Genomic DNA, 24210 nt, shown 5'->3' with positions numbered 1-24210 from the left:
GCTCTTCTTGCCCTCGAGCTTGGTAGTGCCTATGTTGCAGGCGGTGGCGCTTTGACCGGCGAGGCTAGGTGCTTGCAGGCCGTTCTTCGCCGTTTTGGTGACGGGTATTGTCTACTGTACATGCACGTATCTGCCAGGTCGCGTGAGACGGTATCTCTCTTTTAAACTATGTTAGATCGCTACCTCCAACGAATGTTGGTATCGGTAGTTGCGTGCCCCCGCAACCAAAATATTAAAAAAACCCGTCGCATCAGCGGCGGGTTTTGTCGTTTAAGGGCCCTGTGCAACCAAAACGCATGCTCTAAATAGTCAAGATCTGCGCGCAGTTCATCCGGTTTAATTCAGAGATTCAGTCATTTATTCATTGTGCAACGATTTTCGTTTTGACGAACACATCATAGCGCGTGCTTTTGCCTAAGATCTGATGCGATGGTTTGCGTAGGCCCGGCATCGGTTCGGCTCTTAAAGGCCATTTCAGAACGACGCGATTCTCTGCCACTTCCAATGCGATTTGCATCAGCTTTTCTGAATCGGGGTCCGGGCCGACGATCTCCCGGATTTGTCGCATTTCTTTTTTGACTAATGCCGAATTGCCGCGTGGGGGATGCATCGGGTCGACCAGCACCACTTTCGGCTTCAATTCGGGTAAGAGCAGGCAAGAATCGCCATGCAATAATGTCATCCGCGCGATTGTCTGCGCATATCTGCCGCCCTCGGAATGCGCACGGGCGAGAGCGTCACTCAGCAAATCATACATTTTCTTTGAGCGCTCAATCAGCGTTACAGTCGCGCCAAGGGATGCAAGCAGAAAGGCATCACGGCCAAGGCCAGCTGTCGCGTCCACAATATCGGGCGTGACGCCGCGCGAGAAGCCTACCGCTTTTGCAAGCGCCTGATCGCGTCCTTCGCCGGACCGGAACCTATGGCCGACTGCGCCGCCTACAAAATCAATGATGAGTTCTGATGGTTCCGCCTTTTGCGTCATGCTTGATCTCAGAATGGGCAGGGGATGGAAAATTTTACGTCATGCCCATCCGGATGCCGGAAGGCCAGTTGCTCAGCATGAAGCATTAAACGTGCGGATGCGCTCAATGCGGCGCCCTCAGCATAAAACGCATCGCCAAGGATGACGTGTCCTATCGCCTTCATGTGAACACGCAGCTGGTGCGTTCGACCCGTTAACGGAGACAATTGTAGCCGCGTTGTGTGTTTGCCGCGCTCTAAAACTTGCCAGCGCGTCTGTGCGGGTTTGCCGTTCTCATGGTCTACGCGATGACGCGGCTTGTTCTCATGGTCGATTGCCAGAGGCAAGTCGATCAGGCCGCTATCGCCTTCCACGTGCCCCCATACTTCTGCGATATAAGATTTCTGGGTTGTGCGGGTTTCAAACTGCGCTGCAACAGCTGCATGTGCTTTGCGATTGAGCGACATCAAAACCAGTCCCGACGTATCTTTGTCCAGACGGTTGATCATGAGAGCATTCGGAAATTGCTTTTGCACACGTGTGGCAAGACTGTCCGACAAGGCCGGATGTCGCCCGGCTACGGATAACAGCCCGCTTGGTTTATCAAGCACCAGAATGTCCTCATCACGGTGAATGATGGATATATAAGGCTCTAATGGCGGGTTATAAATAGGATCGTCGGACGATGGAACACGCATAAGACCATCTAGAGCATTTCTGGATGGAGTTGAATCATTAAAATCGCAACAGCCGATGTTTGTTCGGTTCGATGTTCAAATAAATGGTACACTATCCGGTTATTCGATATTTAACCAATTGCTAAAATATCTTATGTCTTTGGGCTTGATCTATATTCTTTGGCTCAAAAAATGGGATGACGGATGTCCTCGAAGACCACTCTGAACGCGAAACACCTTCAGGCGCTTGGTGTGGAGCGTCTGGCTGCACTTCTGATAGAGATCAGCACTGGCAATGCCAATCACAAGCGCCGGCTTCGGATGGAACTGGCGGGTCATTCAAGCGGCGCCGAGCTTGCCCGGGAGGTTCGAAAGCGGCTGGGCAGCATTGCGCGCGCAAAGAGCTGGATAGATTGGAAGAAGGTTAAGCCCTTTTGTGCGGACCTTGAAAATCAACGCAGGACTATCGTTGAAAAAATTGCCCCGCATGATCCTGAAGAGGGGTTTGAACTTATATGGCAGTTCCTTTCGCTCGCAGATTCGATTTTCGAACGCTCGGGTGATGGCAGCGGCACGCTCATCGAGCGTTTTCACGCTGCAAGCGATGATGCCGGTCATATAGCGATGCTGGCCGGTATTCCTAAGGATCGTCTGGTTGAGAAAGTTTTCAATGCGCTTCAGGATAACGGCTATGGTCAGTTTGATCGACTGATTGATTCCATGCGTCCTGCGCTTGGTGAAATGGGCTTAAGACAGCTGCAGACGGACGTTGAGGCATGGGCTGCTGAGCCGGAGCCTATACGATCTGTGCACTATAAGCAGATCATTGGATGGAGCAGCACTGGTCCGATTTACGAAGATCGGCTTCATGCGGACGACAAGTCGATGACCGCTCAGTTTGTACTCCAGCAAATTGCAGATGCGCTCGGTGATGTGGATCTTTTTATTGCGCAATATCCTGCGCACACGCATATCATTCCGCGCATTTCGACTGAAATCGCTCAAAGACTGCTTGCGGCAGGGCGCGCTGAAGAAGCCCTGAGGGCGCTTGATAAGGCGGAGTTCGACGGACGCAGGGACGTCTTGCCAGAGTGGCAGGCAACGCGTGCCGATGTTCTGGAAGCGCTTGGACACAGCGAAGACGCGCAGCAATTTCGCTGGCAATGCTTTGAACAGACGCTCAACGATGTGCTTTTACGTGAGTTTTTGCGACGTCTGCCTGATTTCGATGATATGGAAGCGGAAGACAAGGCGTTTGCTTTTATTGCAGATTACCCTGATGCCAATCGTGCGCTGCTTTTCTTTCTTCAATATCCCGCTTTGAGCGAAGCAGACAGGCTTGTTGTAAAGCGTGCTTCCGAGCTGGATGGCAATAATTATGAACTCTTGTCGCAAGCGGCAGAAAAGCTGGCGGATAGATATCCGCTTGCTGCGACGCTTGCACTTCGTGCAATGATTGATTTTACAATCACATATGCCCGCTCCAGCCGCTACAAACATGCAGCACGACATGTGATGGAGTGCAGTGCTATGGATCGCAATATTGCGGACTACGGCTCTGTCGTTCAGCATAGTGTTTACCTCGACAATCTCCGCAAGCAACACGGCAAGAAGCAGAGATTCTGGGATTTGATAAGTTGAGCGTTGTTGTTGCTGAAACGGTGGATATTTTAGTGCCAACCAAGGATGAAACCGTGCTGAGCCAGTTGCAAGAAGAGCTGCAGCGCCTGCGGCTTGAATTGGAAATCAAAGATCAGTTCATCAATGCGCAGGCACAGACGCTTGCGCATTTCAAAAAAATTTATGGACAGTCTTCCATTGTCGCTCAGATCGGTATCTGGGAATGCACTTTGCCGGATGAAGAATTGACCTGGTCCGACTATGCCTATGACATTTTCGAGTTGCCTCGCGGTGCAGTGCTTTCACGCGCTGATACGCTGGCGTGTTATACGGAAGCGTCAAGGGCGGAGCTGCAAAAGCGCCGATCAGACGCAATCGCGCAGCGTAGCGGTTTTACATTCGAAGCTGAGATAACCACTTTTCGCGGTAACAAACGCTGGATACGCATCACTGCGTCGATTGAATGCCAGGGAGATGTGCCCGTTCGAATTTTCGGGATGAAACAAGATATCACAGATCAGAAGGCGTTGTTTGATCGGATTATATATCTTGCCGAGTATGATCAAATGTCTGGTCTGGCCAATAAAAGCCAGTTTCATGTAAAGCTGTCTTCGACGCTGGATGCTGCCAGCAATGACAAGATACCCGGTTTTCTTATGTTGATCGACCTTGACGGGTTTAAAAACATAAATGACAGGTTTGGCCATCTTGCAGGCGATGAATGTATAAGAGAAATAGGCAATCGCCTTCGGGATTTGAATGATCCCGGCAGTCGTATTTTCAGGATCGGTGGAGATGAGTTTGCCATCATCACATCGGGTTCTTATGATCAGCAAGCAACAGAGACCTTTGCTCAAGCCATTATTGATCGTCTGTGTGAACCCGTCGATTTCAATGGCCGCTCGTTAGTGCTTGGTGCATCCGTTGGGATTGCGCCGATATCGGGTTATTCTGCATCGGATGTTTTCAGCAATGCAGATGCGGCGCTTTACGCTGCGAAGAATGGCGGAAAGGCGACTTTTCGCAGCTTTCAGTCGCGCATGGATAAGCAGGAAAGCTGAGACGAGTTCCGGATCGGTTTGTTGCTGCGTATTGCTTTACGCAAAGATGCTTTGCATTTTTTATCAATGCTCAAGTCAGAATTTCAGGTGATGGTGTTAGCAAAAAGGCCGGGAAATCCCGGCCTCTTTTTTTTTACTTCTTGTTCTGGCGGTTTTCGATCAGATCGTTCACCACACCCGGATCGGCAAGGGTCGATGTATCCCCCAGTGCACTGAATTCGTCTTCGGCGATCTTGCGCAGAATGCGGCGCATGATCTTGCCTGAACGGGTCTTTGGCAGGCCGGGAGAGAACTGAATCTTGTCCGGCGTGGCAATCGGGCCGATTTCCTTGCGCACATGCAGCGTCAACTCTTTGCGCAGAGCATCGGCATCTTGTGTTTCTGCACCACTCATCAGTGTGACATAGCAATAAATGCCCTGTCCTTTGATTGGATGCGGGTAGCCGACAACGGCAGCTTCCGAAACCGAGTGATGCGAAACGAGGGCCGATTCGATTTCCGCCGTGCCAAGGCGATGGCCGGAAATGTTGAGCACGTCATCGACGCGGCCTGTGATCCAGTAATAGCCGTCATCGTCGCGGCGGCAGCCATCACCCGTGAAATACTTGCCCTTATAAGTGGAGAAGTAAGCCTCGATGAAGCGCTTGTGGTCACCATAAAGCGTGCGCATCTGGCCCGGCCAGCTATCGATGATGCAGAGATTGCCATCGGTTGCGCCTTCAATCACAGCGCCTTCGTTGTCCACAAGCTGCGGCTTGACGCCAAAGAATGGACGGGTTGCCGAACCGGGCTTGAGATCGGTTGCCCCAGGAAGAGGGGTGATGAGGATGCCGCCCGTTTCCGTCTGCCACCATGTGTCAACGATTGGTGATTGCTGGTCACCCACGACGTTATAATACCATTCCCAGGCTTCGGGATTGATCGGCTCGCCCACTGAGCCGAGAAGGCGCAGTGTTGAACGTGATGAACGGGTGACGAATTCGTCGCCAGCGCCCATCAGCGCACGGATCGCGGTTGGTGCGGTGTAGAAAATGTTGACGTGATGCTTGTCGATGACTTCCCAGAAACGTCCCTGATCGGGGAAGTTTGGCACACCTTCAAACATCAGCGTGGTTGCGCCATTCGCAAGCGGCCCATAAACGATATAGGAATGGCCTGTGACCCAGCCCACATCCGCTGTGCACCAGTAGATATCGCCATCATGATAGTCGAAGACATATTGATGGGTCATCGAAGCGTAGACGAGATAGCCGCCGGTGGTGTGCAAGACACCCTTTGGCTTGCCGGTGGAGCCGGACGTATAGAGGATGAACAGCGGATCTTCCGCATTCATGGGTTCTGGATCGCAGGTCGGTTCGACGCTTGCGACTTCCTGATGATACCACAGATCGCGGCCTGGTCCCCAGCTGACCTTGCCGCCGGTACGACGCACAGTCAGAACCTTGTTGACCATGACATATTGCTTGGCGGCAATGTCGATGGCGGTGTCGGTGTTTTCCTTGAGTGGAACCGGCTTGCCGCCGCGCACGCCTTCATCTGCCGTGATGATGAACGTGGATTCACAATCGACGATACGACCGGCGAGCGCCTCCGGTGAGAAACCGGCAAAGACGACGGAATGCACCGCACCAATACGGGCGCAGGCGAGCATCGCATAGGTGGCTTCCGGGATCATCGGCAGATAGATGGTGACACGGTCACCTTTTTTCACGCCATGCTTTTTGAGCACATTGGCGAGACGGCAGACATTTTCGTAGAGTTCAAGATAGGTGATTTTCTTGTCGATATACGGATTGTCACCTTCCCAGATGATCGCAACCTTATCGCCACGGCTTTTGAGGTGGCGGTCTATACAGTTGTAGGAAACGTTGGTGACGCCATCCTCATACCACTTGATCGATACGTCGCCGTTGAAATCCGTATTCTTGACTTTGGTGAAGGGCTTGAACCAGTCAATCCGTCGGCCGTGCTTGGCCCAGAAACCATCCGGGTCGGTCACGCTCTCATTGTACCATTCGAGATATTTCTCGTTGTCGATGAGCGTATTCTTCTTTGCCCCCGGCAGTACAGGGTAAAGCTTTTCCGACATATCTTCCTCCTTGAGCGCCTCCCGTTGATGACAAACTATGGAAGCGCTATATTTTTGCTTTACGCATTTCCGGACGCAAAAACGGTTCCCACTTTTGCTGGAAATGCTTTAACTGTCCAGCGATCCTCCCGCCGAAATCAATAGCCCGCATGAGGGCGAAGCTATCGCCAGACTCATCTACAATCTGTCTGGCTCAACGTAAATTAGACATTGGGATCGACTATGGTCCACAGTGACGCAGCACAAAAAATTGAAAAACATGGCAGCACTCACCTTGATGTGTTGCTAACATATTGTTTTTACTATTTAAAAACTATATTTTGCTATTCTAAATATTGCCGGAGCCACGGGATATTTATAATCGGCTCCCTAAAAAAGGGGAAATCGCCATGACGACAACCGCTTTTACTTCAAAGTCTGCCTTTGAATTGCAGCTTGCCGGTTACGGTCTGACAACGGCAAAAATCTTTTATCATATGCCGGATCATCCGCATCTTTTGCAGCTCTATGTCTGGCAAGACTATGATCTGGCGCCAGATTTTCCAGTGCTTCACGGCTTTATTGAATTCTGGAAGGAAAAGATCGACGGACCGTTGCATTCGGTCGTTTATGCGCATAACCGTTTGCTTGGTCCGTCGGATTGGCATCCTTTAAAAGGCGAGATGCTGCTTCATTGAAAAAACAATCAGGCGGGCGGGGAATAGCTGCGTCCGCCAAAGATTGCCGACCCCACACGCACTGAAGTCGCACCGAAGCCGATGGCGGTTTCATAATCGCCTGACATGCCCATGGAGAGCTTTTCGACCTGAGCTTCACGCGCAAGTTTTTCCAAAAGCGCAAAATGCGGCCCCGGATTTTCATCCGCAGGCGGGATACACATCAGGCCTTCGATTGAAAGGCCATGTTCCTTGCGGCAGCGTTCAACAAAAGCGACAGCCTCTTTTGGCGGGATACCAGCCTTCTGCTCTTCAAGGCCGGTATTGACCTGCACGTAAAGCTTTGGACTCTTGCCTTGTTTTTTAATCTCACTGGCAAGGGCTGCCGCAATCTTTTCGCGGTCGACGGTTTCAATCACATCGAACAGCTTGACTGCATCGGCTGCTTTGTTGGATTGCAGTGGTCCGATCAGATGCAGCTCAATGCCGGAATAGGCTTCGCGAAGCGCTGGCCATTTGCCTTGCGCTTCCTGAACGCGGTTTTCACCGAAGACCCGCTGACCGAGATCAAGCGCCGGACGTATTTCAGCTGCATCGAATGTTTTCGACACAGCCACGAGCGTCACTGACCCTTTATCACGACGGGCTTCCTCCTCGGCGCGCGCAATGGATGCCTTGACGTTGTTCAGGTTTGCACCAATATCTGACATGAAACTCTCGCTTTCAGGCTTTTCGTCCGCAAAAACTTGACGCTTTCGCCAATACGTGGTGAAGGTCGCCATTAATGACGACTCTCCTTATTGCATCATCTTCGTACGAGTAAATACGCTCATGGCAGCCGAACGTTATAATCCGCGCGTGGCGGAAGCTCATTGGCAGAAAATCTGGGAAGAAAACCAGACTTTCGAAACCGACAATAGCGATCCCCGCGAGAAGTACTACGTGCTCGAAATGTTCCCTTATCCATCGGGGCGCATTCATATGGGCCATGTGCGCAACTATGCGATGGGTGACGTGGTCGCGCGTTATAAGCGCGCCAAGGGGTTCAACGTGCTTCACCCAATGGGCTGGGACGCGTTTGGCATGCCTGCGGAAAATGCGGCGATGCAGAACAAGGTGCATCCGAAGGAATGGACCTATCAGAATATCGCAACCATGAAGCGTCAGCTCAAATCCATGGGACTGTCGCTCGACTGGACCCGTGAATTTGCGACCTGTGATGTCGAATATTACCATCGTCAGCAGATGCTGTTCATCGATCTGTTTGAAAAAGGTTTGGTGACGCGCAAGACGTCCAAGGTCAACTGGGATCCGGTCGACAACACCGTGCTTGCCAATGAGCAGGTTGTGGATGGTCGCGGCTGGCGTTCCGGTGCGCTGGTAGAACAGCGCGAGCTGACGCAGTGGTTCTTCAAGATTACCGATTTCAGCGAAGATCTGCTGGCTGGTCTTGATACGCTTGACCAGTGGCCGGAAAAAGTCCGCGTCATGCAGAAGAACTGGATCGGCAAGTCGGAAGGCCTGCAGGTTCGCTTCGCGCTGGATAGCAAGACTGCGCCGTCCGGTTTCTTGGAAGTTGAAGTTTATACGACCCGCCCGGATACGCTGTTTGGTGCATCCTTTGTGGCGATTGCTGCCGATCATCCGCTGGCCAAAAAGCTCGCGGAAACCAATGCCAATCTGGCTGAGTTTGCAGATGAATGCCGACGCACGGGCACCTCTGTTGCAGCGCTTGAAACCGCTGAAAAGAAGGGCTTCGACACCGGCATCAAGGTTAAGCATCCGTTTGACGAGAATTGGGAACTGCCGGTTTACGTCGCAAACTTCGTGCTGATGGACTATGGAACGGGTGCGATTTTCGGCTGCCCCGGCCATGATCAGCGCGATCTGGATTTCGCCAACAAATATGGTTTGAAGGTGACGCCTGTCGTTCTGCCAAAGGGCGAAGATGCGGCGAGTTTTGTTATCGGCGACACGGCTTATACCGATGATGGCGTGATGGTGAATTCACGCTTCCTCGACGGTATGACGCCGGAAGCAGCGTTTAACGAAGTGGCAAACCGTCTGGAAAAGACCGAGTTCGATGGCCGCCCACAGGCTGAACGCAAAGTTCAGTTCCGTCTGCGCGATTGGGGTATTTCGCGCCAGCGTTACTGGGGTTGCCCGATCCCGATGATCCATTGCGAAAGCTGTGGCGTTAATCCGGTGCCGCGCGCCGATCTGCCGGTCAAGCTGCCGGATGATGTTGAGTTCGATCGTCCGGGCAATCCGCTCGACCGTCATGCAACATGGCGTCATGTGAAGTGCCCGAAATGCGGTGGCGAAGCCCGTCGTGAGACCGACACGATGGATACGTTTGTTGATTCGTCGTGGTATTACACGCGCTTTACAGCCCCTTGGGAAAATGAGCCGACCGACCGCGCGATTGCCGATCACTGGTTGCCGGTTGATCAGTATATTGGCGGTGTTGAGCATGCGATTTTGCATCTGCTTTATTCGCGCTTTTTCACCCGCGCCATGAAAGTGGCGGGTCATGTTGGCATTGAAGAGCCATTCAAGGGTCTCTTCACGCAGGGCATGGTTGTGCATGAAACCTACAAGGCCAATGGCCAGTGGGTTGCACCGGCCGATATTCGTATTGAAGAATCAGACGGTAAACGCACGGCCACCATGCTCGACAGCGGTGCTCCGGTTGAAATCGGTTCAATCGAAAAAATGTCGAAGTCGAAGAAGAATGTGGTCGATCCCGACGACATTATCTCATCTTATGGTGCCGATACTGCGCGGTGGTTCATGCTGTCCGACAGTCCGCCGGAACGCGACGTTATCTGGACGGAAGCGGGTGCCGAAGGTGCGCATCGTTTTGTGCAGCGCGTCTGGCGTCTGGTTTCGGAAGCCGCTGTCGGCTTGAAGGATGTGGCACCCAAGGCAGGCACGCAGGGTGATGCAATTGCCGTATCCAAGGCTGCTCACAAGGCCGTTCAGGCCGTCGGTGACGACATTGAAAAACTCGCCTTCAACCGCGCTGTTGCCCGTCTTTATGAATTGGTCAATGCGCTTGCAGCACCATTGCAGCAGGTTGCAGCCGGTAAAGCGGACGATGAGCTGAAGGCGGCAGTGCGTGAAGCAACTGAAATGCTGATCATGATGCTCGCCCCAATGATGCCGCATCTGGCCGAACAGTGCGCCATAGAGCTTGGTGGCAAGATTGCTGGTCGGGAAACGCTGGTTGCCCGTGCACCTTGGCCGCAGTTCGATGCCGCTTTGATCGTGGAAAACGAGATCGTTATGCCGGTTCAGATCAACGGTAAGAAGCGTGGGGATTTGACAATCGCGCGCGACGCTGATCAAGCTACAATCCAGCAGGCGGTGCTCGAACTTGATTTTGTCAAGGCCGCGCTCGAAGGGGGCTCGCCGAAGAAGATCATCGTGGTGCCACAAAGGATCGTCAATGTCGTTGCCTGATCGCTTGATTTCCGCTTTTCAGAATCTCCGTGTGGCGATTGTGGCCATCGGAGCCGTAGTTCTTCTTGCTGGCTGTACGGTGCAGCCGCTCTATTCGGGCGGTGGCAGTGCAGGCAGTACGATTGGCGGCAGTGTGACGCCGGATATGCGCGCGAAGCTCGCATCGATTTCGGTCGATCCTGAAAACAGCATTTACGGTGTTCAGGTTCGTAATCGGCTGATCTTCTTGCTTTCCGGCGGTGCTGGTGAGCCTGCCAATCCGAACTACAAGCTGCGTCTGGGCTTAAGCAAATCGGTTACATCTTTCGTGAGTGTCGATGTTGGTGACCGAACGGACCGCACGGGCCGTCCTTCGGCTGGTACGGTCAATGCGACTTCGAATTTCGTTTTGTTCGATAAGGATGGCAAACCGCTGAAATCCGGCACGCGCACGGTCGGCGCCTCGTTTGACCGTCCGCGTCAGGAATTCGCCAATCTGCGTGCTGAACGCGATGCGACCAAGCGTGCGGCGGAAGAACTGGCCGAGCAGATTTATCTGGCGATCGCCATGCAGATGTCGAAGCTCTGAGGTGTTCAGCTTGATCGAGTTTGAAAAGGCGGCGCATTCTGTGCCGCTTTTTTGTTGAGACAAACAAAAACGGCGGATCAATGATCCGCCGTTTTTACATTCTAGTCAGCGTGCTGATTAAGCGATTTTCTGGCCGGTCTTCGCCCAGTCGGCGAGGAAAGCTTCAAGGCCCTTGTCGGTCAGTGGGTGCTTGACGAGCGCCTTGAGCGTTGCCGGAGGCGCGGTAACGACGTCGGCGCCGATAAGGGCTGCTTCCTTGACGTGGTTTACGGTGCGAACCGAAGCAGCGAGAATTTCAGTGCGGAAATCGTAGTTGTCGAAGATGGTACGGATTTCAGCAATCAGTTCCATGCCGTTGATGCCGGTGTCGTCAAGACGACCGATGAATGGCGATACGAAGGTCGCGCCAGCTTTTGCTGCGAGCAGAGCCTGATTGGCTGAGAAGCAGAGCGTTACGTTGGTCTTGTGACCATCGGATGTCAGTGCCTTACAAGCCTTGAGGCCGTCGAGCGTCAATGGCAGCTTGATGCAGATATTGTCTGCAATTTTGGCAATGACGGCAGCTTCCTTCATGATCTGCTCATATTCGGTCGCAGCAACTTCAGCCGAAACCGGACCCTTGACGAAAGAGCAGATTTCCTTGGTGACTTCGATGATGTCGCGGCCGGATTTGAGGATCAGCGAAGGATTGGTGGTCACACCATCAACCAGACCAAGGTCATTGAGTTCGCGGATTTCCTTGACGTCCGCAGTGTCGACGAAAAACTTCATAACAGAATTCCTCCATAATGGGCGCGGGTTAGGGGATTTAAATTGATTTAAATCCAGCAAGGTGGCTTTTCTTTAGCGCAAAGCCGCGCCAAGGTCACGCAATCATGTCGAAAGATTCGCACGATATTTTAAACCTTTTTGCACAGCCCACCCGAAGCGTGGTGCCTGTACTCGTACCTATGCCCGCTGAGCGTCCATATTCTTATATGGTGCCGGAAGGAATGCAGGTCCAGCCCGGCTCCATCGTGCGTGTGCCTTTGGGGCCGCGTGAGGTTGCGGGCATTGTTTGTGATGGCGCGACCGATGCGGTTGATGCCAAAAAGCTGCGTGCAATTTCGGAAGTTTTCGATTGCCCACCCGTGGATGCGCATATGTTGCGCTTCATGCGCTGGGCTGCGGATTATACGCTTTCGCCGCCCGGAATGGTGGCGCGTATGGTGCTTCGTGCGCCCGCAGCCTTTGATCCAGAGCCCAAAGTGCCGGGTCTTCGCTATTGTGGTCATGCGCCGGAACGCATGACGGATGCCCGTGCCCGGGTGATGGAACTGGCACGCGACGGCTTGGCATGGACGCGCTCCGGGCTGGCCCATGCAGCCGGTGTTTCGCTGAGCGTTGTGGACGGTTTGAAAATGCAGGGCGTGTTTGAGGACGTGATGCTTCCGCCGCCTGCGGTCGTTGCGACACCTGATCCTGATTATGCGCGGGCCACTCTGTCAGAGGATCAACAGGCTGCTGCAGAAATGCTGGCGGAATCGGTTGAAGAAAACGCTTTTTCGGTCTCACTGCTCGATGGTGTGACCGGTTCGGGCAAGACGGAAGTCTATTTCGAAGCCGTGGCCAAAGCGTTGGAGATGGGCAGGCAGGTGCTGATTCTGCTGCCGGAAATCGCGCTGACACAGCAGTTTCTCGACCGTTTTCATGAGCGCTTTGGGGCAAAACCTGCCGAATGGCACTCCGATCTGGCACCACGCACACGGGAACGCGTCTGGCGGCAGATTGCTGAAGGGACGGTGCGTGTGGTTGCGGGTGCGCGCTCGGCTTTGTTTTTGCCGTTCAAAGAGCTTGGGCTGATTGTGGTCGATGAAGAGCACGATCCGGCTTACAAGCAGGAAGATCGCGTCTTCTATAATGCACGCGATATGGCTGTCGTGCGTGGCCATATTGGCGGCTTTCCGGTGATATTGGCATCGGCGACACCTTCTATCGAAAGTCAGGTGAATGCCGATCAGGGGCGCTACAAGCGAATCAAGCTCTATGGCCGCTATGCGGAAGCGGCACTTCCGACACTCAAGACCATTGATATGCGGCGCTCTCCGCCGCCGCCGGGACGGTTTTTGTCGCCAGCCTTGACTGAGGCTGTGGGGAAAACGGTGGAGCGCGGCGAGCAGGCACTGCTGTTTCTCAACAGGCGCGGCTATGCACCGCTGACGCTTTGCCGGGTGTGCGGTCATCGCTTTCAGTGTCCGCAATGTTCAAGCTGGCTGGTCGAGCACCGCTTTCGCGGACAGTTGATGTGCCATCAATGCGGCTATCATGAGCCGGTTCCGGAAGCCTGCCCGGAATGCGGCACGCTGGATCATCTGGTGGCCTGTGGTCCGGGCGTTGAACGCATTGCCGAGGAAGTGGCGGCAACCTTCCCGGATGCGCGAATCATTGTTCTTTCGTCGGATATGGCAGGCGGTGTGAAGCGTCTTCGGCTTGAACTGGATGCAATTGCCAAGGGCGAGGCGGATATCGTCATCGGCACGCAGCTTGTGGCCAAGGGGCATAATTTCCCCAATATGACGCTGGTGGGCGTTGTGGATGCCGATCTTGGCCTTGCCAATGGCGATCCCCGCGCAGCCGAACGCACTTTTCAGCTGCTCAATCAGGTGACAGGCCGCGCAGGGCGGACAGGGCGCAAGAGCCTTGGACTGCTCCAGACCTACCAGCCGGATCATCCGGTGATGCGGGCTATTGTGAGCGGTGATTCGGAGGCGTTTTATGCGCGGGAAATCGAAGAGCGCGAACGCAGTGCCCTGCCACCCTTTGGGAGACTTGCGGCGCTGATTATCTCTGCCGATAACCGGCCTGATGCCGAAAATCATGCGCGCGCGCTTCGTCGTGCAGCACCGCATTCTCAAGAGGTTTCGGTGCTTGGACCGGCGGAAGCGCCGCTTGCACTGGTGCGCGGCAGACATCGGTTCCGCATCCTTGTTCACGGGACAAAAAGGGCGGATATTCAAGGGTTTATTCGGGCATTGCTGGCCGCAGCTCCCAAAGAACGCGGGTCTGTCCGCGTGCAGGTGGATATTGATCCGCAAAGCTTTTTGTAAAAACCGGGGCTATGGAAACCCGTTGGGTTTTTCGCTATAGGGCTGGAAACGAAGAGGTTGAAACGCAATGGAATTCTATCTTCCCGCGACAACGGGCGAATGGCTCGCATGGAGTGCTGCGGTCGTCACGGCTTTGGCAGGCATTGTTATGCTGTTTGCGCCGGGCATCACGATGAAGCTGCTCAGGCTTCAGCCGATCAATGCGCGCCCGGAAGCCTATAGCTCCATTCGTGCGGTTCTGGCGGGCCCCTATCTGGGAATAGGGCTTGGTTGTCTTATTTTTGCACAGCCATTTTTATGGGTTGTGCTGGGGGCCGTGTGGGGATTTGCGCTGTTCGGCCGCTTCATTTCGATGATGTCGGATAAAGGCGGCAGTTTCTATAATATCATTGCCGCTGTCATCGAATTTGCGCTGGCTGCTGGGGCCTTGCTCTATGCTTTCGGCCTTGTGAGATGAAGTCGGATTGCTGCGCTAAAGTGCTCTGCGCTGTATGAGCGGGCATGCCTCGTGCTTTTCTGAGCTAAAACTGCGGCAAAACTTACACAAAACTGCGGGATTCGCGTGTTGCGAGTCCGGTTCGTCTATGCTAGACGGCAATCACATTTCGGTGTTGTCGCGCTCGCGCGTCAGGGGTTCCCCGGAAACATTCAATAAAATCATCTGCTTGGGCCAATCGGTCCTGCTGAACTCCCAAAAAGATGGTTTCAACGTAGAGAGCAGGTTGTTCGTGGCAGAAACGTCTTCGCTCATTTCAGGTGTCGCACAGCGCTACGCCGGATCGTTATTTGAGCTCGCGCTCGATGCGAATTCCGTTGCTGCTGTGGAAAAAGATCTTGGCCGTTTCGAGGCGCTTCTGAGCGGAAGCGAAGACCTGAAGCGTCTGATTTCCAGCCCGGTCTTCAATGCTGAAGACCAGCTTCACGCCATCGGCGCGATTGCTGACAAGGCTGGCATCAAGGGTCTGGTCGGCAATTTCCTGCGCGTCGTGGCGTCCAATCGTCGCCTGTTTACGCTGCCGGGCATCATCGCCGCTTTCCGTGAGATTGCAGACGAACATCGCGGTGAAGTTTCCGCAGATGTTATTTCTGCACATGAGCTGACCACAGCTCAGCAGAACGAATTGAAGGCAACGCTGAAGGGCGTGGCCGGCAAGGACGTGACGATCAATGTCACCGTCGATCCGTCGATCCTCGGCGGTCTTATCGTCAAAATGGGTTCGCGTCAGATCGACACGTCCCTTCGCACTAAACTTTCTTCTCTCAAGCTTGCACTGAAAGAGGTCGGCTGATGGACATCCGCGCCGCGGAAATTTCCGCTATCCTGAAAGAGCAAATCAAGAACTTCGGCAAGGAGGCTGAGGTCTCCGAAGTCGGTCAGGTTCTGTCCGTCGGCGACGGTATCGCCCGCGTTTACGGTCTGGACAATGTTCAGGCTGGCGAAATGGTCGAATTCCCCGGTGGTATTCGCGGCATGGCGCTTAACCTTGAAACCGACAATGTCGGTGTGGTTATTTTCGGTGCCGACCGTGACATCAAGGAAGGCGACGTCGTCAAGCGTACCGGCGCGATCGTTGACGTTCCAGTCGGTCCGGGCCTGCTCGGCCGCGTTGTCGATGCTCTCGGCAATCCAATCGACGGCAAGGGCCCAATTGTTGCTACTGAGCGTCGCCGCGTCGACGTCAAGGCACCGGGCATCATCCCGCGCAAGTCGGTTCATGAGCCAATGTCGACCGGTCTCAAGGCTGTTGATGCTCTGATCCCTGTTGGTCGTGGTCAGCGCGAGCTGGTCATTGGTGACCGTCAGACCGGCAAGACCGCAATCATTCTTGATACCTTCCTGAACCAGAAGCCAATCCACGACAACGGCCCTGACAAAGAAAAGCTTTATTGCGTCTATGTCGCTATCGGCCAGAAGCGTTCGACTGTTGCTCAGTTCGTTAAGGTTCTCGAAGAACGCGGCGCTCTTGAATATTCCGTCGTGATCGCGGCTACCGCTTCCGATCCGGCTCCGATGCAGTATCTTGCACCATTCGCAGGCTGCGCGATCGGTGAATATTTCCGTGACAATGGCCAGCATGCTCTGATCGGCTATGACGATCTGTCCAAGCAGGCCGTTGCTTATCGTCAGATGTCGCTTCTGCTTCGTCGTCCTCCGGGCCGTGAAGCTTACCCAGGCGACGTTTTCTATCTGCATTCGCGTCTTCTTGAACGCGCTGCAAAGCTCAACGACGAAAACGGCGCAGGTTCGCTGACGGCTCTGCCAGTCATCGAAACGCAGGGTAACGACGTTTCCGCGTTTATTCCGACCAACGTGATCTCGATCACCGACGGCCAGATCTTCCTCGAAACCAACCTGTTCTATCAGGGTATCCGTCCGGCTGTTAACGTCGGTCTGTCGGTTTCGCGCGTTGGTTCGTCCGCTCAGATCAAGGCCATGAAGCAGGTTGCCGGTTCGATTAAGGGTGAACTCGCCCAGTATCGTGAAATGGCAGCGTTTGCTCAGTTCGGTTCGGATCTTGATGCTTCGACACAGCGTTTGCTTAACCGCGGTGCACGCCTGACAGAACTTCTCAAGCAGCCACAGTTCTCCCCGCTCAAGACGGAAGAACAGGTTGCCGTGATTTACGCTGGTGTGAATGGCTATCTCGATAAGATTGCCGTTGACCAGGTTGGCAAGTTTGAAGCAGGTCTTCTTTCTTCGCTGCGCACCGAGCACAAAGATGTTCTCGATGCGATCCGCGACGAAAAGGCACTCACCGACAACATCAAAGCAAATCTCAAGGCAGCGGTTGACGCGTTCGCCAAGTCTTTTGCTTGAATTTTGTGACGGGATGAACGGATGCCTTCACTAAAGGATCTGAGAAACCGTATCGCCTCGGTCAAGGCGACGCAGAAAATCACCAAGGCGATGCAGATGGTCGCCGCGGCGAAGCTGCGCCGTGCCCAGGAAGCTGCGGAGGCCGCACGGCCTTACTCGCAGCGCATGGGTGCCGTCCTCGCTAATATCGCGCAGAACGTGAGCGGCGAAGACGCACCGGCACTGATGGCGGGTACGGGTAAGGACGACGTGCATCTGCTCGTCGTCGCGACTGCAGAACGCGGCCTTTGCGGCGGTTTCAACTCGCAGATCGCACGTCTGGCGCGCGATCATGCTCGTAAGCTCCTCGCTGAAGGCAAGACGGTTAAGATCATCACTGTTGGTAAAAAGGGCGCAGATATTCTGCGTCGTGAATTCGCCTCGCTGATCATCGACCATGTCAATTTGCGCGAAGTCAAGCAACTCGCTTTCGTTCACGCCGATCAGATCGGCCAGAAAGTGATCGAGCTGTTTGAAAAGGGCGAGTTTGACGTCTGCACGCTGTTCTATTCCGAGTTCAAGTCGGTGATCGCACAGATTCCGACCGCGCAGCAGATTATTCCGGCTTCGGCTGGAAGTGCTGAGCAGGCGGATACGGCTGGCGGTGCGGTTTATGAGTACGAACCTGATCCTGCGGCGATCCTGAGCACGCTGATCCCACGCAATATTTCGGTCCAGATTTTCCGCGCTCTGCTGGAAAATGTGGCGGGCGAAATGGGCGCGAAGATGAGCGCAATGGATAATGCGACGCGCAATGCCGGTGACATGATCAACAAGTTGTCGATCACGTATAACCGTCAGCGTCAGGCTCAGATCACCAAGGAACTGATCGAAATCATTTCGGGCGCGGAAGCGCTTTAGAGTTAAGGTTCATCGCATGATATTCCCCGAAAAGTCTGCAACTTTTCGGGATCATGCTAACGGAAGGTAAAGGATCGATGGCAAAAGCAGCGACCCCGAAAACTACCGCCGCGGCCGAAGCGAAGCCAGCAGCGGCAAAAGCTCCAGCCAAGAAGGCTCCGGCAAAGACAGCCGCTGCCAAGTCTGAAGCAGCTCCAAAGGCTGCAAAGGCCGGCGCAGTAGGCAAGATCACTCAGGTTATCGGCGCTGTTGTCGACGTACAGTTCGAAGACGGTCAGCTCCCGCTGATTCTTAACGCTCTGGAAACCGACAACCTCGGCAGCCGTCTGGTTCTTGAAGTTGCACAGCATCTGGGCGAAAACACTGTTCGCACCATCGCTATGGACTCGACCGAAGGTCTGGTTCGCGGTCATGAAGTGCGCGACACGGGCAACCCGATCATGGTTCCGGTTGGCGAAGAAACGCTCGGCCGCATCATGAACGTTATCGGTGAGCCAGTTGACGAAGCCGGTCCGATCAAGACCACTGCGCGTCGTGCGATCCACCAGGAAGCGCCAGCATATATCGAACAGTCGACCGAAGCTGAAATCCTCGTAACGGGCATCAAGGTTGTTGACCTTCTCGCACCTTACGCAAAGGGTGGTAAGATTGGTCTGTTCGGCGGTGCGGGCGTTGGCAAGACCGTTCTCATCATGGAACTGATCAACAACGTTGCTAAGGCGCACGGCGGTTACTCGGTATTCGCAGGCGTTGGTGAACGTACCCGTGAAGGTAACGACCTTTACCACGAAATGATCGAATCGGGCGTGAACAAGCTCGGTGGCGGTGAAGGCTCCAAGGCCGCACTCGTTTACGGTCAGATGAACGAGCCTCCGGGTGCGCGTGCACGTGTTGCTCTGTCGGGTCTGACGGTTGCCGAAAACTTCCGTGACAAGGGCCAGGACGTTCTGTTCTTCGTGGACAACATCTTCCGCTTCACGCAGGCTGGTTCGGAACTTTCGGCACTCCTGGGCCGTATTCCATCCGCTGTGGGTTATCAGCCAACGCTGGCAACCGACATGGGCCAGATGCAGGAACGCATCACCACGACGACCAAGGGTTCGATTACCTCGGTTCAGGCTATTTATGTTCCTGCCGACGACTTGACCGACCCTGCACCAGCAACCTCGTTCGCTCACTTGGATGCGACCACTACGCTGAACCGTTCGATCGCTGAAAAGGGTATTTACCCGGCTGTGGATCCTCTGGAATCAACGTCGCGTATGCTCGATCCAATGATCGTTGGTGAAGAGCATTATGCAGTTGCCCGTCAGGTTCAGGCAATCCTGCAGCGTTACAAGGCTCTTCAGGACATCATTGCCATCCTCGGCATGGACGAACTGTCGGAAGAAGACAAGCTGACCGTTGCGCGCGCTCGTAAGATCGAACGCTTCCTGTCGCAGCCGTTCTTCGTTGCTGAAGTGTTCACTGGTTCGCCAGGTAAGCTCGTTGCGCTCGAAGACACCATCAAGGGCTTTAAGGGTCTTTGCGCCGGTGAATACGACCATCTTCCAGAACCAGCCTTCTACATGGTTGGCTCGATTGAAGAAGCGATCGAAAAGGCAAAGAAGCTGGCTGCTGAAGCCGCTTAATGAATTGAGTTTTCGGCGGGCTTGTTGGTCCGCCGAAAATGCCTGTTCATTTGTTTGAGTGTGATCATTGACCGAAACGGATTTTTTCGGGATCAAGCTCCAGAAATTTAAGTGAGAACCATGGCTCAAGCTTTCCAATTCGAACTCGTGTCGCCAGAACGCCTCCTGCTTTCGGCTGAGGTGACGGAAGTCGTCATTCCGGGCAGCGAAGGCTACCTGACGGCTCTTGCAGGACATTCGCCGCTGATGACGACGATCATGCCGGGTGTCGTTTCGGTGAAGCAGAGCGACGGCAAATCTGATTCTTATGTGGTTTTTGGCGGCTTTGCCGACATTACGCCGCAGGGCTGCACAGTTCTGGCCGAATCGGCAATCCATGTTGATGACATCGATTCTGCTGATATTCAGAAGCGTATTGACCTTGCGCGCAAGCATATCGAAGATGCCGCGACGAACGAACATCGCACGAAGGCAGAAGTTTTTCTGCATCAGCTGATGACGCTTCAGGGGCAGGTGCTTCCGGCCTGAAAAGGTCAGGCTACGGCTTCCCATTAAGACAGAATTTGAAAGAGCGGGTTTTGGCCCGCTTTTTTTTATTTGAAACATACTTTTACCGACTCATACATGGGGCTGGCTGGACCATGTTTTATGTCCATCACGCTTGCGTGAGAATCAAAAGACCGCTTGAAAATATTGAGTTGCCAATTTATCCCATCAATAATTGTTAGCTCGCTAATATAAGGTAGTCGTTATGAACAGAGCGGATCTCAGTGCAGACATGATTGATGCGATGACCAAGGTTAATCGCAGACTTCGTACTGTGTTTGATGCTCGCGTAAAGGAACGCGGCCTTACACTGGCACGCGCACGCACGTTGTTGACGCTGATAGAACAGGAAGGTCTCTATCAGAAGGAACTGGCAGAGGTTCTTGAGATTGAAAACGCAACCATGGTTCGTCTGATTGATGGGCTGGAGCGGCAGGCCTTTGTTGAACGGCGGGCCGTCGATGGTGATCGTCGGGCGAAGCGGATTGTGATGACGGAACAAGGCAAGCGTCTTGCCGAAGAGGTGGTCAAGCTTGCTGGTGACGTGCGCGCCGATTTGCTCGAAGGCGTCAGCGATGAAGAGTTGAGCACTGCGCTCAACGTGATGCGCAAGATGTCGGATTCGATGAACAAGGCGCATTAGAGCGCGTGTCGATCTGATTGGACCAGATCAACGCTCTCATGCTTTGCTTTAACCAGCATCTTTGTCCGAAAACCGTTTTACACTTTTCGGGATGCGCGAGCACGATTGCACGACGCTCAAGGCGCAAGTGTGCGCAAATATTCCATCAGTTTGCTGGCCGTATCGCTTGCCCGTTCAGGTTCGCGGGAAATAATCGCTTCGATCAGTTCCGCATGGGCCTTGGCAGAGCCGGTTATCCCGGTTGAAGGCCGCAGTCTGAACCAGAATCTACGGCTATGGGTTTGCAGCGGCGCTGCAACACGCGCAGCATAATGATTGCCGGCGGCGCTGCCCAGCACGATATCAAATGCCTTGTCAGCATCCAGAAACAGCGACACGTCTTCTGATGGTACGGCCCGACGCATCGCATCGGCGGCAGCTTTCAGCCGCTCATAATCGCGTGCGCTGCCAAAGCGTGCAGCATCACGTGCCAGCACCCGCTCGACGCCTTCGCGCGCATCCAGAACTTTACCGAAATCTTTCGGATCAATCTGCGCAATCGCGATGCCGGAGCGTGGCCGAACTTCAACCAGTCCCTCCCATGCCAGCCGCTGGATGGCTTCACGGATCGGGGTGCGCCCCATATTCGTCATTTCAATCAGCGTGCGCTCGTTAACGATAGAGCCGGGCTCCAGTTCCAGTGTAACGATCAGGCGTTCCAGCACGCGATAAGCCTGTTCAGCAAGGCTTTCGTTACCCCAGCTGTCGATCAGAGCTGTGCTGCTTTTCATGTTTTTCTCGCTGACACTTGCATGTTCCATGCAGATCTAAGCCTTGTACCGATGGGAATTGACACAAATTAATCCTATAGATATATCTCTGATATATCAACAATTGACGCTGTGACATCGCACACTAAGCAGAACGCCACGCTTGCGCGATGATCATCGATAGCGAGCTTTTGACATGGAGTCATTCCAAAAAATGGTTAGACGATCCATGTGAGCGCTATGAAAATGCATCACAGGTGTCAGCTTAGATGAATACTGGTTGGGAGCCGTGCATTTATGAACTCTGATTCGAAGCGGCGGTATGATATTGTCATCATCGGTGGCGGCATTGTTGGCGTGGCAACGGCTGCCCTGCTGGCCGAGGCTGGTCGCGATGTTCTGGTGATTGACCGAAGCGGCATTTGCGAGGAAACGAGTTCCGGCAATGCGGCAGCGCTGGCCTTTTCTGATATTCTGCCGATGGCCTCCAAAGGCGTTATGGGCAAGGTTCCGGGTTGGTTGATGGACCCGCTTGGACCATTCACGATCCGCGCGTCTTATTTTCCAAAAATGATCCCATGGCTTTATCGCTTCTGGCGGGCGAGCAGCGCGCAGGCGCTGGAAAAAACGACCGTTGCGCAGGGCAATATGATGCAACTTGCGCAAAGCGAGATGCTGGGATTGATTGATAGGGCAGGCTTGCGGGACCGTTTGCAGGAAGCTGGCAATCTGGAGCTTTATGAAAGCGAAGGCGAGCTTGCTGCGTCCCAGGCGGGCTGGGATGCAAAGGCAAAGGCCGGGATTGCCTATGAGCATGTGCGCGGCGAGCGCTTGAAAGCGTTGCAGCCGGGGCTTGATCCGCGCTTTGTCGCAGGCACCTTTGTTCCGGGCTGGAAGAATGTCAGTGATCCCAAGCTTTTCGGTCAGGCGATCTGGGCCTATGCCGAAACAAAGGGTGCGCGTTTTCTCAAAGCTTCTGTGGCAAGCGCGCAGGCTGAAAATGGGGGCGCGGTTGTGCGCCTCGACAATGCGATGCAGATTGATGCCACGCATCTCGTTCTGATGGCCGGTGCATGGTCGAAAGACCTCGCAAAAGGTTTTGGCGATCTGGTGCCGCTCGATACGGAGCGCGGCTATAATACGACATTGCCGGTTGGCAGCTTCGATGTGAAGCGGCAACTGACCTTCCCTGGACATGGTTTTGTTATCAGCCCGATGGCAACGGGGCTACGGGTCGGTGGGGCCGTCGAGTTCGGTGGCCTTGATCTGCCGCCCAATTACGCGCGCTCTGCCGCCATGCTCAAAAAAGCTGCGATGTTTTTGCCGGGTTTGAAGACCGAAGGCGGGCGGCAATGGATGGGCTATCGTCCGTCCATGCCCGATTCCATGCCGGTTATCGGCCGCGCATCAGCAGGCGGGAATATTTACTATGGCTTTGGCCACGGACATTTGGGACTCACACAATCGGCGGCGACAGGACGTATCATATGTGATTTGATCACCGGCACTGCGCCAGCAATCGATATAGAACCTTTCAAGCCACAACGTTTTCGGAACTGACCATCATGGCAAGACATTCTTTTTTCTGCGTCGACGGACATACATGCGGCAATCCAGTGCGTCTGGTTGCGGGCGGCGGCCCCAACCTCGTTGGTGCCAACATGATGGAAAAGCGCGCACATTTCTTGCGCGAGTATGATTGGATCCGCACGGGCCTCATGTTTGAGCCGCGCGGCCACGACATGATGTCCGGCTCAATCCTTTACCCGCCAACACGCGCCGATTGCGATGTCGCGGTGCTCTTCATTGAAACATCGGGCTGCCTGCCGATGTGTGGTCATGGCACGATCGGCACCGTTACTATGGCGATTGAGCAGGGGCTGGTGACGCCAAAGACGCCGGGTAAGCTCAATCTTGAAACACCGGCAGGTCTGGTTGCAATCGAATATGAGCAAAACGGACAATATGTCGACCGTGTGCGTCTGACCAATGTTCCGGCTTTCCTTTATGCAGAAGGTCTTGAAGTGGAATGCCCGGACCTTGGGCCGATCAAGGTCGATGTTGCCTATGGTGGAAATTTCTATGCGATTGTCGAGGCGCAAGAAAATTATACCGACATGAAAGATTATTCCGCGTTGCAGCTTATTGCGTGGAGCCCGGTGCTGCGTGAACGCCTGAATGAGAAATATAAGTTCCAGCACCCTGAATTGCCCGACATCAATCGTCTGACCCATATTTTGTGGACAGGCAAGCCGACTCAGCCGGAAGCCCATGCCCGCAATGCCGTTTTCTACGGGGAGAAGGCCATTGACCGTTCCCCTTGCGGTACAGGCACTTCCGCGCGCATGGCACAGCTTGCGGCCAAGGGAAAGCTGAAGCCGGGCGACGATTTCGTGCACGAATCCATTATCGGATCGCTGTTTCATGGGCGAGTTGAGCGTGCTGTGGAGGTGGCTGGAAAGCAGGGAATCATCCCTTCAATCGCCGGTTGGGCACGCATGACAGGCTATAATACGATCTTCATTGATGATCGTGATCCCTTCGCACACGGATTCACGGTTGCGTAAAACCGGTACGGCAGGCAAAAATAGGGAGAAACTCCCTATTTTTTGTCTGAGACGTCTCGGGAAAAATGTGGAATACTGGCCTCTTAATAGGAGAAAAATATATATACAGGGTACTTCATAGGGGACATAACTAGTTTGTGGAGGAAGTAAGTCATTAGTCTTTTGTCTGA

General features: G+C 54.0%; 21 protein-coding genes. 15 read left to right on the top strand and 6 right to left on the bottom strand.

The window, feature by feature from the left end; genetic code table 11:
- Window positions 1–361 precede the first annotated feature (361 nt).
- Together ABE530_RS11335 and ABE530_RS11330 are read right to left on the bottom strand one after the other, a co-directional pair.
- Window positions 362–985, bottom strand: coding sequence for a class I SAM-dependent methyltransferase (locus ABE530_RS11335; protein WP_499694566.1), 624 nt, complete (start codon window positions 983–985; stop codon window positions 362–364).
- A gap of 8 nt (window positions 986–993) precedes the next feature.
- Window positions 994–1662 carry a pseudouridine synthase gene (locus ABE530_RS11330; RefSeq protein WP_499694565.1) on the bottom strand — a complete coding sequence of 223 codons (669 nt, stop codon included), beginning with the start codon at window positions 1660–1662 and terminating at the stop codon, window positions 994–996.
- A 183-nt stretch (window positions 1663–1845) separates the two neighbouring features.
- On the opposite strand from ABE530_RS11330, the gene ABE530_RS11325 reads away from it, so the two are divergent.
- Together ABE530_RS11325 and ABE530_RS11320 are read left to right on the top strand one after the other, a co-directional pair.
- Window positions 1846–3282 (top strand): DUF6880 family protein, encoded by a 1437-nt coding sequence (locus tag ABE530_RS11325; RefSeq protein ID WP_499694564.1) that lies wholly within the window; start codon window positions 1846–1848, stop codon window positions 3280–3282.
- Complete coding sequence (locus ABE530_RS11320) at window positions 3279–4322, top strand: diguanylate cyclase domain-containing protein (RefSeq protein WP_499694563.1); 1044 nt, start codon at window positions 3279–3281, stop codon at window positions 4320–4322. The genes ABE530_RS11325 and ABE530_RS11320 overlap by 4 nt, the downstream gene beginning before the upstream one ends.
- Window positions 4323–4455: 133 nt before the next feature.
- On the opposite strand, the gene acs is transcribed toward ABE530_RS11320, so the two are convergent.
- Complete coding sequence (acs, locus tag ABE530_RS11315) at window positions 4456–6411, bottom strand: acetate--CoA ligase (RefSeq protein ID WP_265984883.1); 1956 nt, start codon at window positions 6409–6411, stop codon at window positions 4456–4458.
- Between the two features lie 389 nt (window positions 6412–6800).
- Between acs and ABE530_RS11310 the strand changes: the two genes are divergently transcribed.
- Window positions 6801–7088 carry an usg protein gene (locus ABE530_RS11310; protein ID WP_265984882.1) on the top strand — a complete coding sequence of 96 codons (288 nt, stop codon included), beginning with the start codon at window positions 6801–6803 and terminating at the stop codon, window positions 7086–7088.
- Between the two features lie 8 nt (window positions 7089–7096).
- Here the strand turns inward: ABE530_RS11310 and ABE530_RS11305 are convergent, their stop codons facing one another.
- Complete coding sequence (locus ABE530_RS11305; RefSeq protein WP_499694589.1) at window positions 7097–7777, bottom strand: YggS family pyridoxal phosphate-dependent enzyme; 681 nt, start codon at window positions 7775–7777, stop codon at window positions 7097–7099.
- A gap of 121 nt (window positions 7778–7898) precedes the next feature.
- On the opposite strand from ABE530_RS11305, the gene leuS reads away from it, so the two are divergent.
- Both leuS and lptE read left to right on the top strand, forming a co-directional pair.
- Window positions 7899–10532 (top strand): leucine--tRNA ligase, encoded by a 2634-nt coding sequence (gene leuS, locus ABE530_RS11300; protein WP_499694562.1) that lies wholly within the window; start codon window positions 7899–7901, stop codon window positions 10530–10532.
- Complete coding sequence (gene lptE, locus ABE530_RS11295; protein ID WP_265984880.1) at window positions 10519–11100, top strand: LPS assembly lipoprotein LptE; 582 nt, start codon at window positions 10519–10521, stop codon at window positions 11098–11100. Before leuS ends, lptE begins: the two co-directional genes overlap by 14 nt.
- A 117-nt stretch (window positions 11101–11217) precedes the next feature.
- Here the strand turns inward: lptE and fsa are convergent, their stop codons facing one another.
- Window positions 11218–11871: a fructose-6-phosphate aldolase gene (gene fsa / locus ABE530_RS11290; RefSeq protein WP_265984879.1), complete on the bottom strand. Its 654-nt coding sequence runs from the start codon at window positions 11869–11871 to the stop codon at window positions 11218–11220.
- 104 nt (window positions 11872–11975) lie between these two features.
- Here fsa and ABE530_RS11285 point away from each other — a divergent pair, with 104 nt between their 5' ends.
- From ABE530_RS11285 to ABE530_RS11250, 8 genes are all read left to right on the top strand, one after another.
- Window positions 11976–14186 carry a primosomal protein N' gene (locus ABE530_RS11285; protein ID WP_499694561.1) on the top strand — a complete coding sequence of 737 codons (2211 nt, stop codon included), beginning with the start codon at window positions 11976–11978 and terminating at the stop codon, window positions 14184–14186.
- 67 nt (window positions 14187–14253) lie between these two features.
- Window positions 14254–14643, top strand: a complete 390-nt coding sequence (locus ABE530_RS11280; RefSeq protein WP_265984877.1) for an AGROH133_08824 family phage infection protein — start codon at window positions 14254–14256, stop codon at window positions 14641–14643.
- A gap of 271 nt (window positions 14644–14914) precedes the next feature.
- On the top strand, window positions 14915–15475 hold the full coding sequence (locus ABE530_RS11275; RefSeq protein WP_499694560.1) for a F0F1 ATP synthase subunit delta: 561 nt from the start codon (window positions 14915–14917) through the stop codon (window positions 15473–15475).
- On the top strand, window positions 15475–17004 hold the full coding sequence (gene atpA, locus ABE530_RS11270; RefSeq protein ID WP_265984875.1) for a F0F1 ATP synthase subunit alpha: 1530 nt from the start codon (window positions 15475–15477) through the stop codon (window positions 17002–17004). The genes ABE530_RS11275 and atpA overlap by 1 nt, the downstream gene beginning before the upstream one ends.
- Before the next feature lie 21 nt (window positions 17005–17025).
- Window positions 17026–17904, top strand: a complete 879-nt coding sequence (locus ABE530_RS11265; protein ID WP_265984874.1) for a F0F1 ATP synthase subunit gamma — start codon at window positions 17026–17028, stop codon at window positions 17902–17904.
- Between the two features lie 77 nt (window positions 17905–17981).
- The gene (atpD, locus tag ABE530_RS11260; protein WP_265984873.1) at window positions 17982–19535 is read left to right on the top strand and encodes a F0F1 ATP synthase subunit beta; all 1554 of its coding nucleotides are present in this window, start codon (window positions 17982–17984) and stop codon (window positions 19533–19535) included.
- A 120-nt stretch (window positions 19536–19655) separates the two neighbouring features.
- The gene (locus tag ABE530_RS11255; RefSeq protein ID WP_265984872.1) at window positions 19656–20063 is read left to right on the top strand and encodes a F0F1 ATP synthase subunit epsilon; all 408 of its coding nucleotides are present in this window, start codon (window positions 19656–19658) and stop codon (window positions 20061–20063) included.
- Between the two features lie 223 nt (window positions 20064–20286).
- Complete coding sequence (locus tag ABE530_RS11250) at window positions 20287–20724, top strand: MarR family winged helix-turn-helix transcriptional regulator (RefSeq protein ID WP_499694559.1); 438 nt, start codon at window positions 20287–20289, stop codon at window positions 20722–20724.
- 116 nt (window positions 20725–20840) lie between these two features.
- Here ABE530_RS11250 and ABE530_RS11245 read toward each other — a convergent pair whose 3' ends face one another.
- Complete coding sequence (locus ABE530_RS11245; RefSeq protein WP_499694558.1) at window positions 20841–21524, bottom strand: GntR family transcriptional regulator; 684 nt, start codon at window positions 21522–21524, stop codon at window positions 20841–20843.
- Between the two features lie 246 nt (window positions 21525–21770).
- On the opposite strand from ABE530_RS11245, the gene ABE530_RS11240 reads away from it, so the two are divergent.
- Together ABE530_RS11240 and ABE530_RS11235 are read left to right on the top strand one after the other, a co-directional pair.
- Complete coding sequence (locus ABE530_RS11240) at window positions 21771–23033, top strand: NAD(P)/FAD-dependent oxidoreductase (RefSeq protein WP_265984869.1); 1263 nt, start codon at window positions 21771–21773, stop codon at window positions 23031–23033.
- Window positions 23034–23038: 5 nt separating this feature from the next.
- Window positions 23039–24040: a 4-hydroxyproline epimerase gene (locus ABE530_RS11235; RefSeq protein ID WP_265984868.1), complete on the top strand. Its 1002-nt coding sequence runs from the start codon at window positions 23039–23041 to the stop codon at window positions 24038–24040.
- Window positions 24041–24210 lie beyond the last annotated feature (170 nt).

This window comes from Brucella sp. TWI559 (genome assembly GCF_039674265.1).
Classification (GTDB): domain Bacteria; phylum Pseudomonadota; class Alphaproteobacteria; order Rhizobiales; family Rhizobiaceae; genus Brucella; species Brucella chromiisoli.
This window is presented reverse-complemented; position numbering and strand designations above follow the sequence as displayed.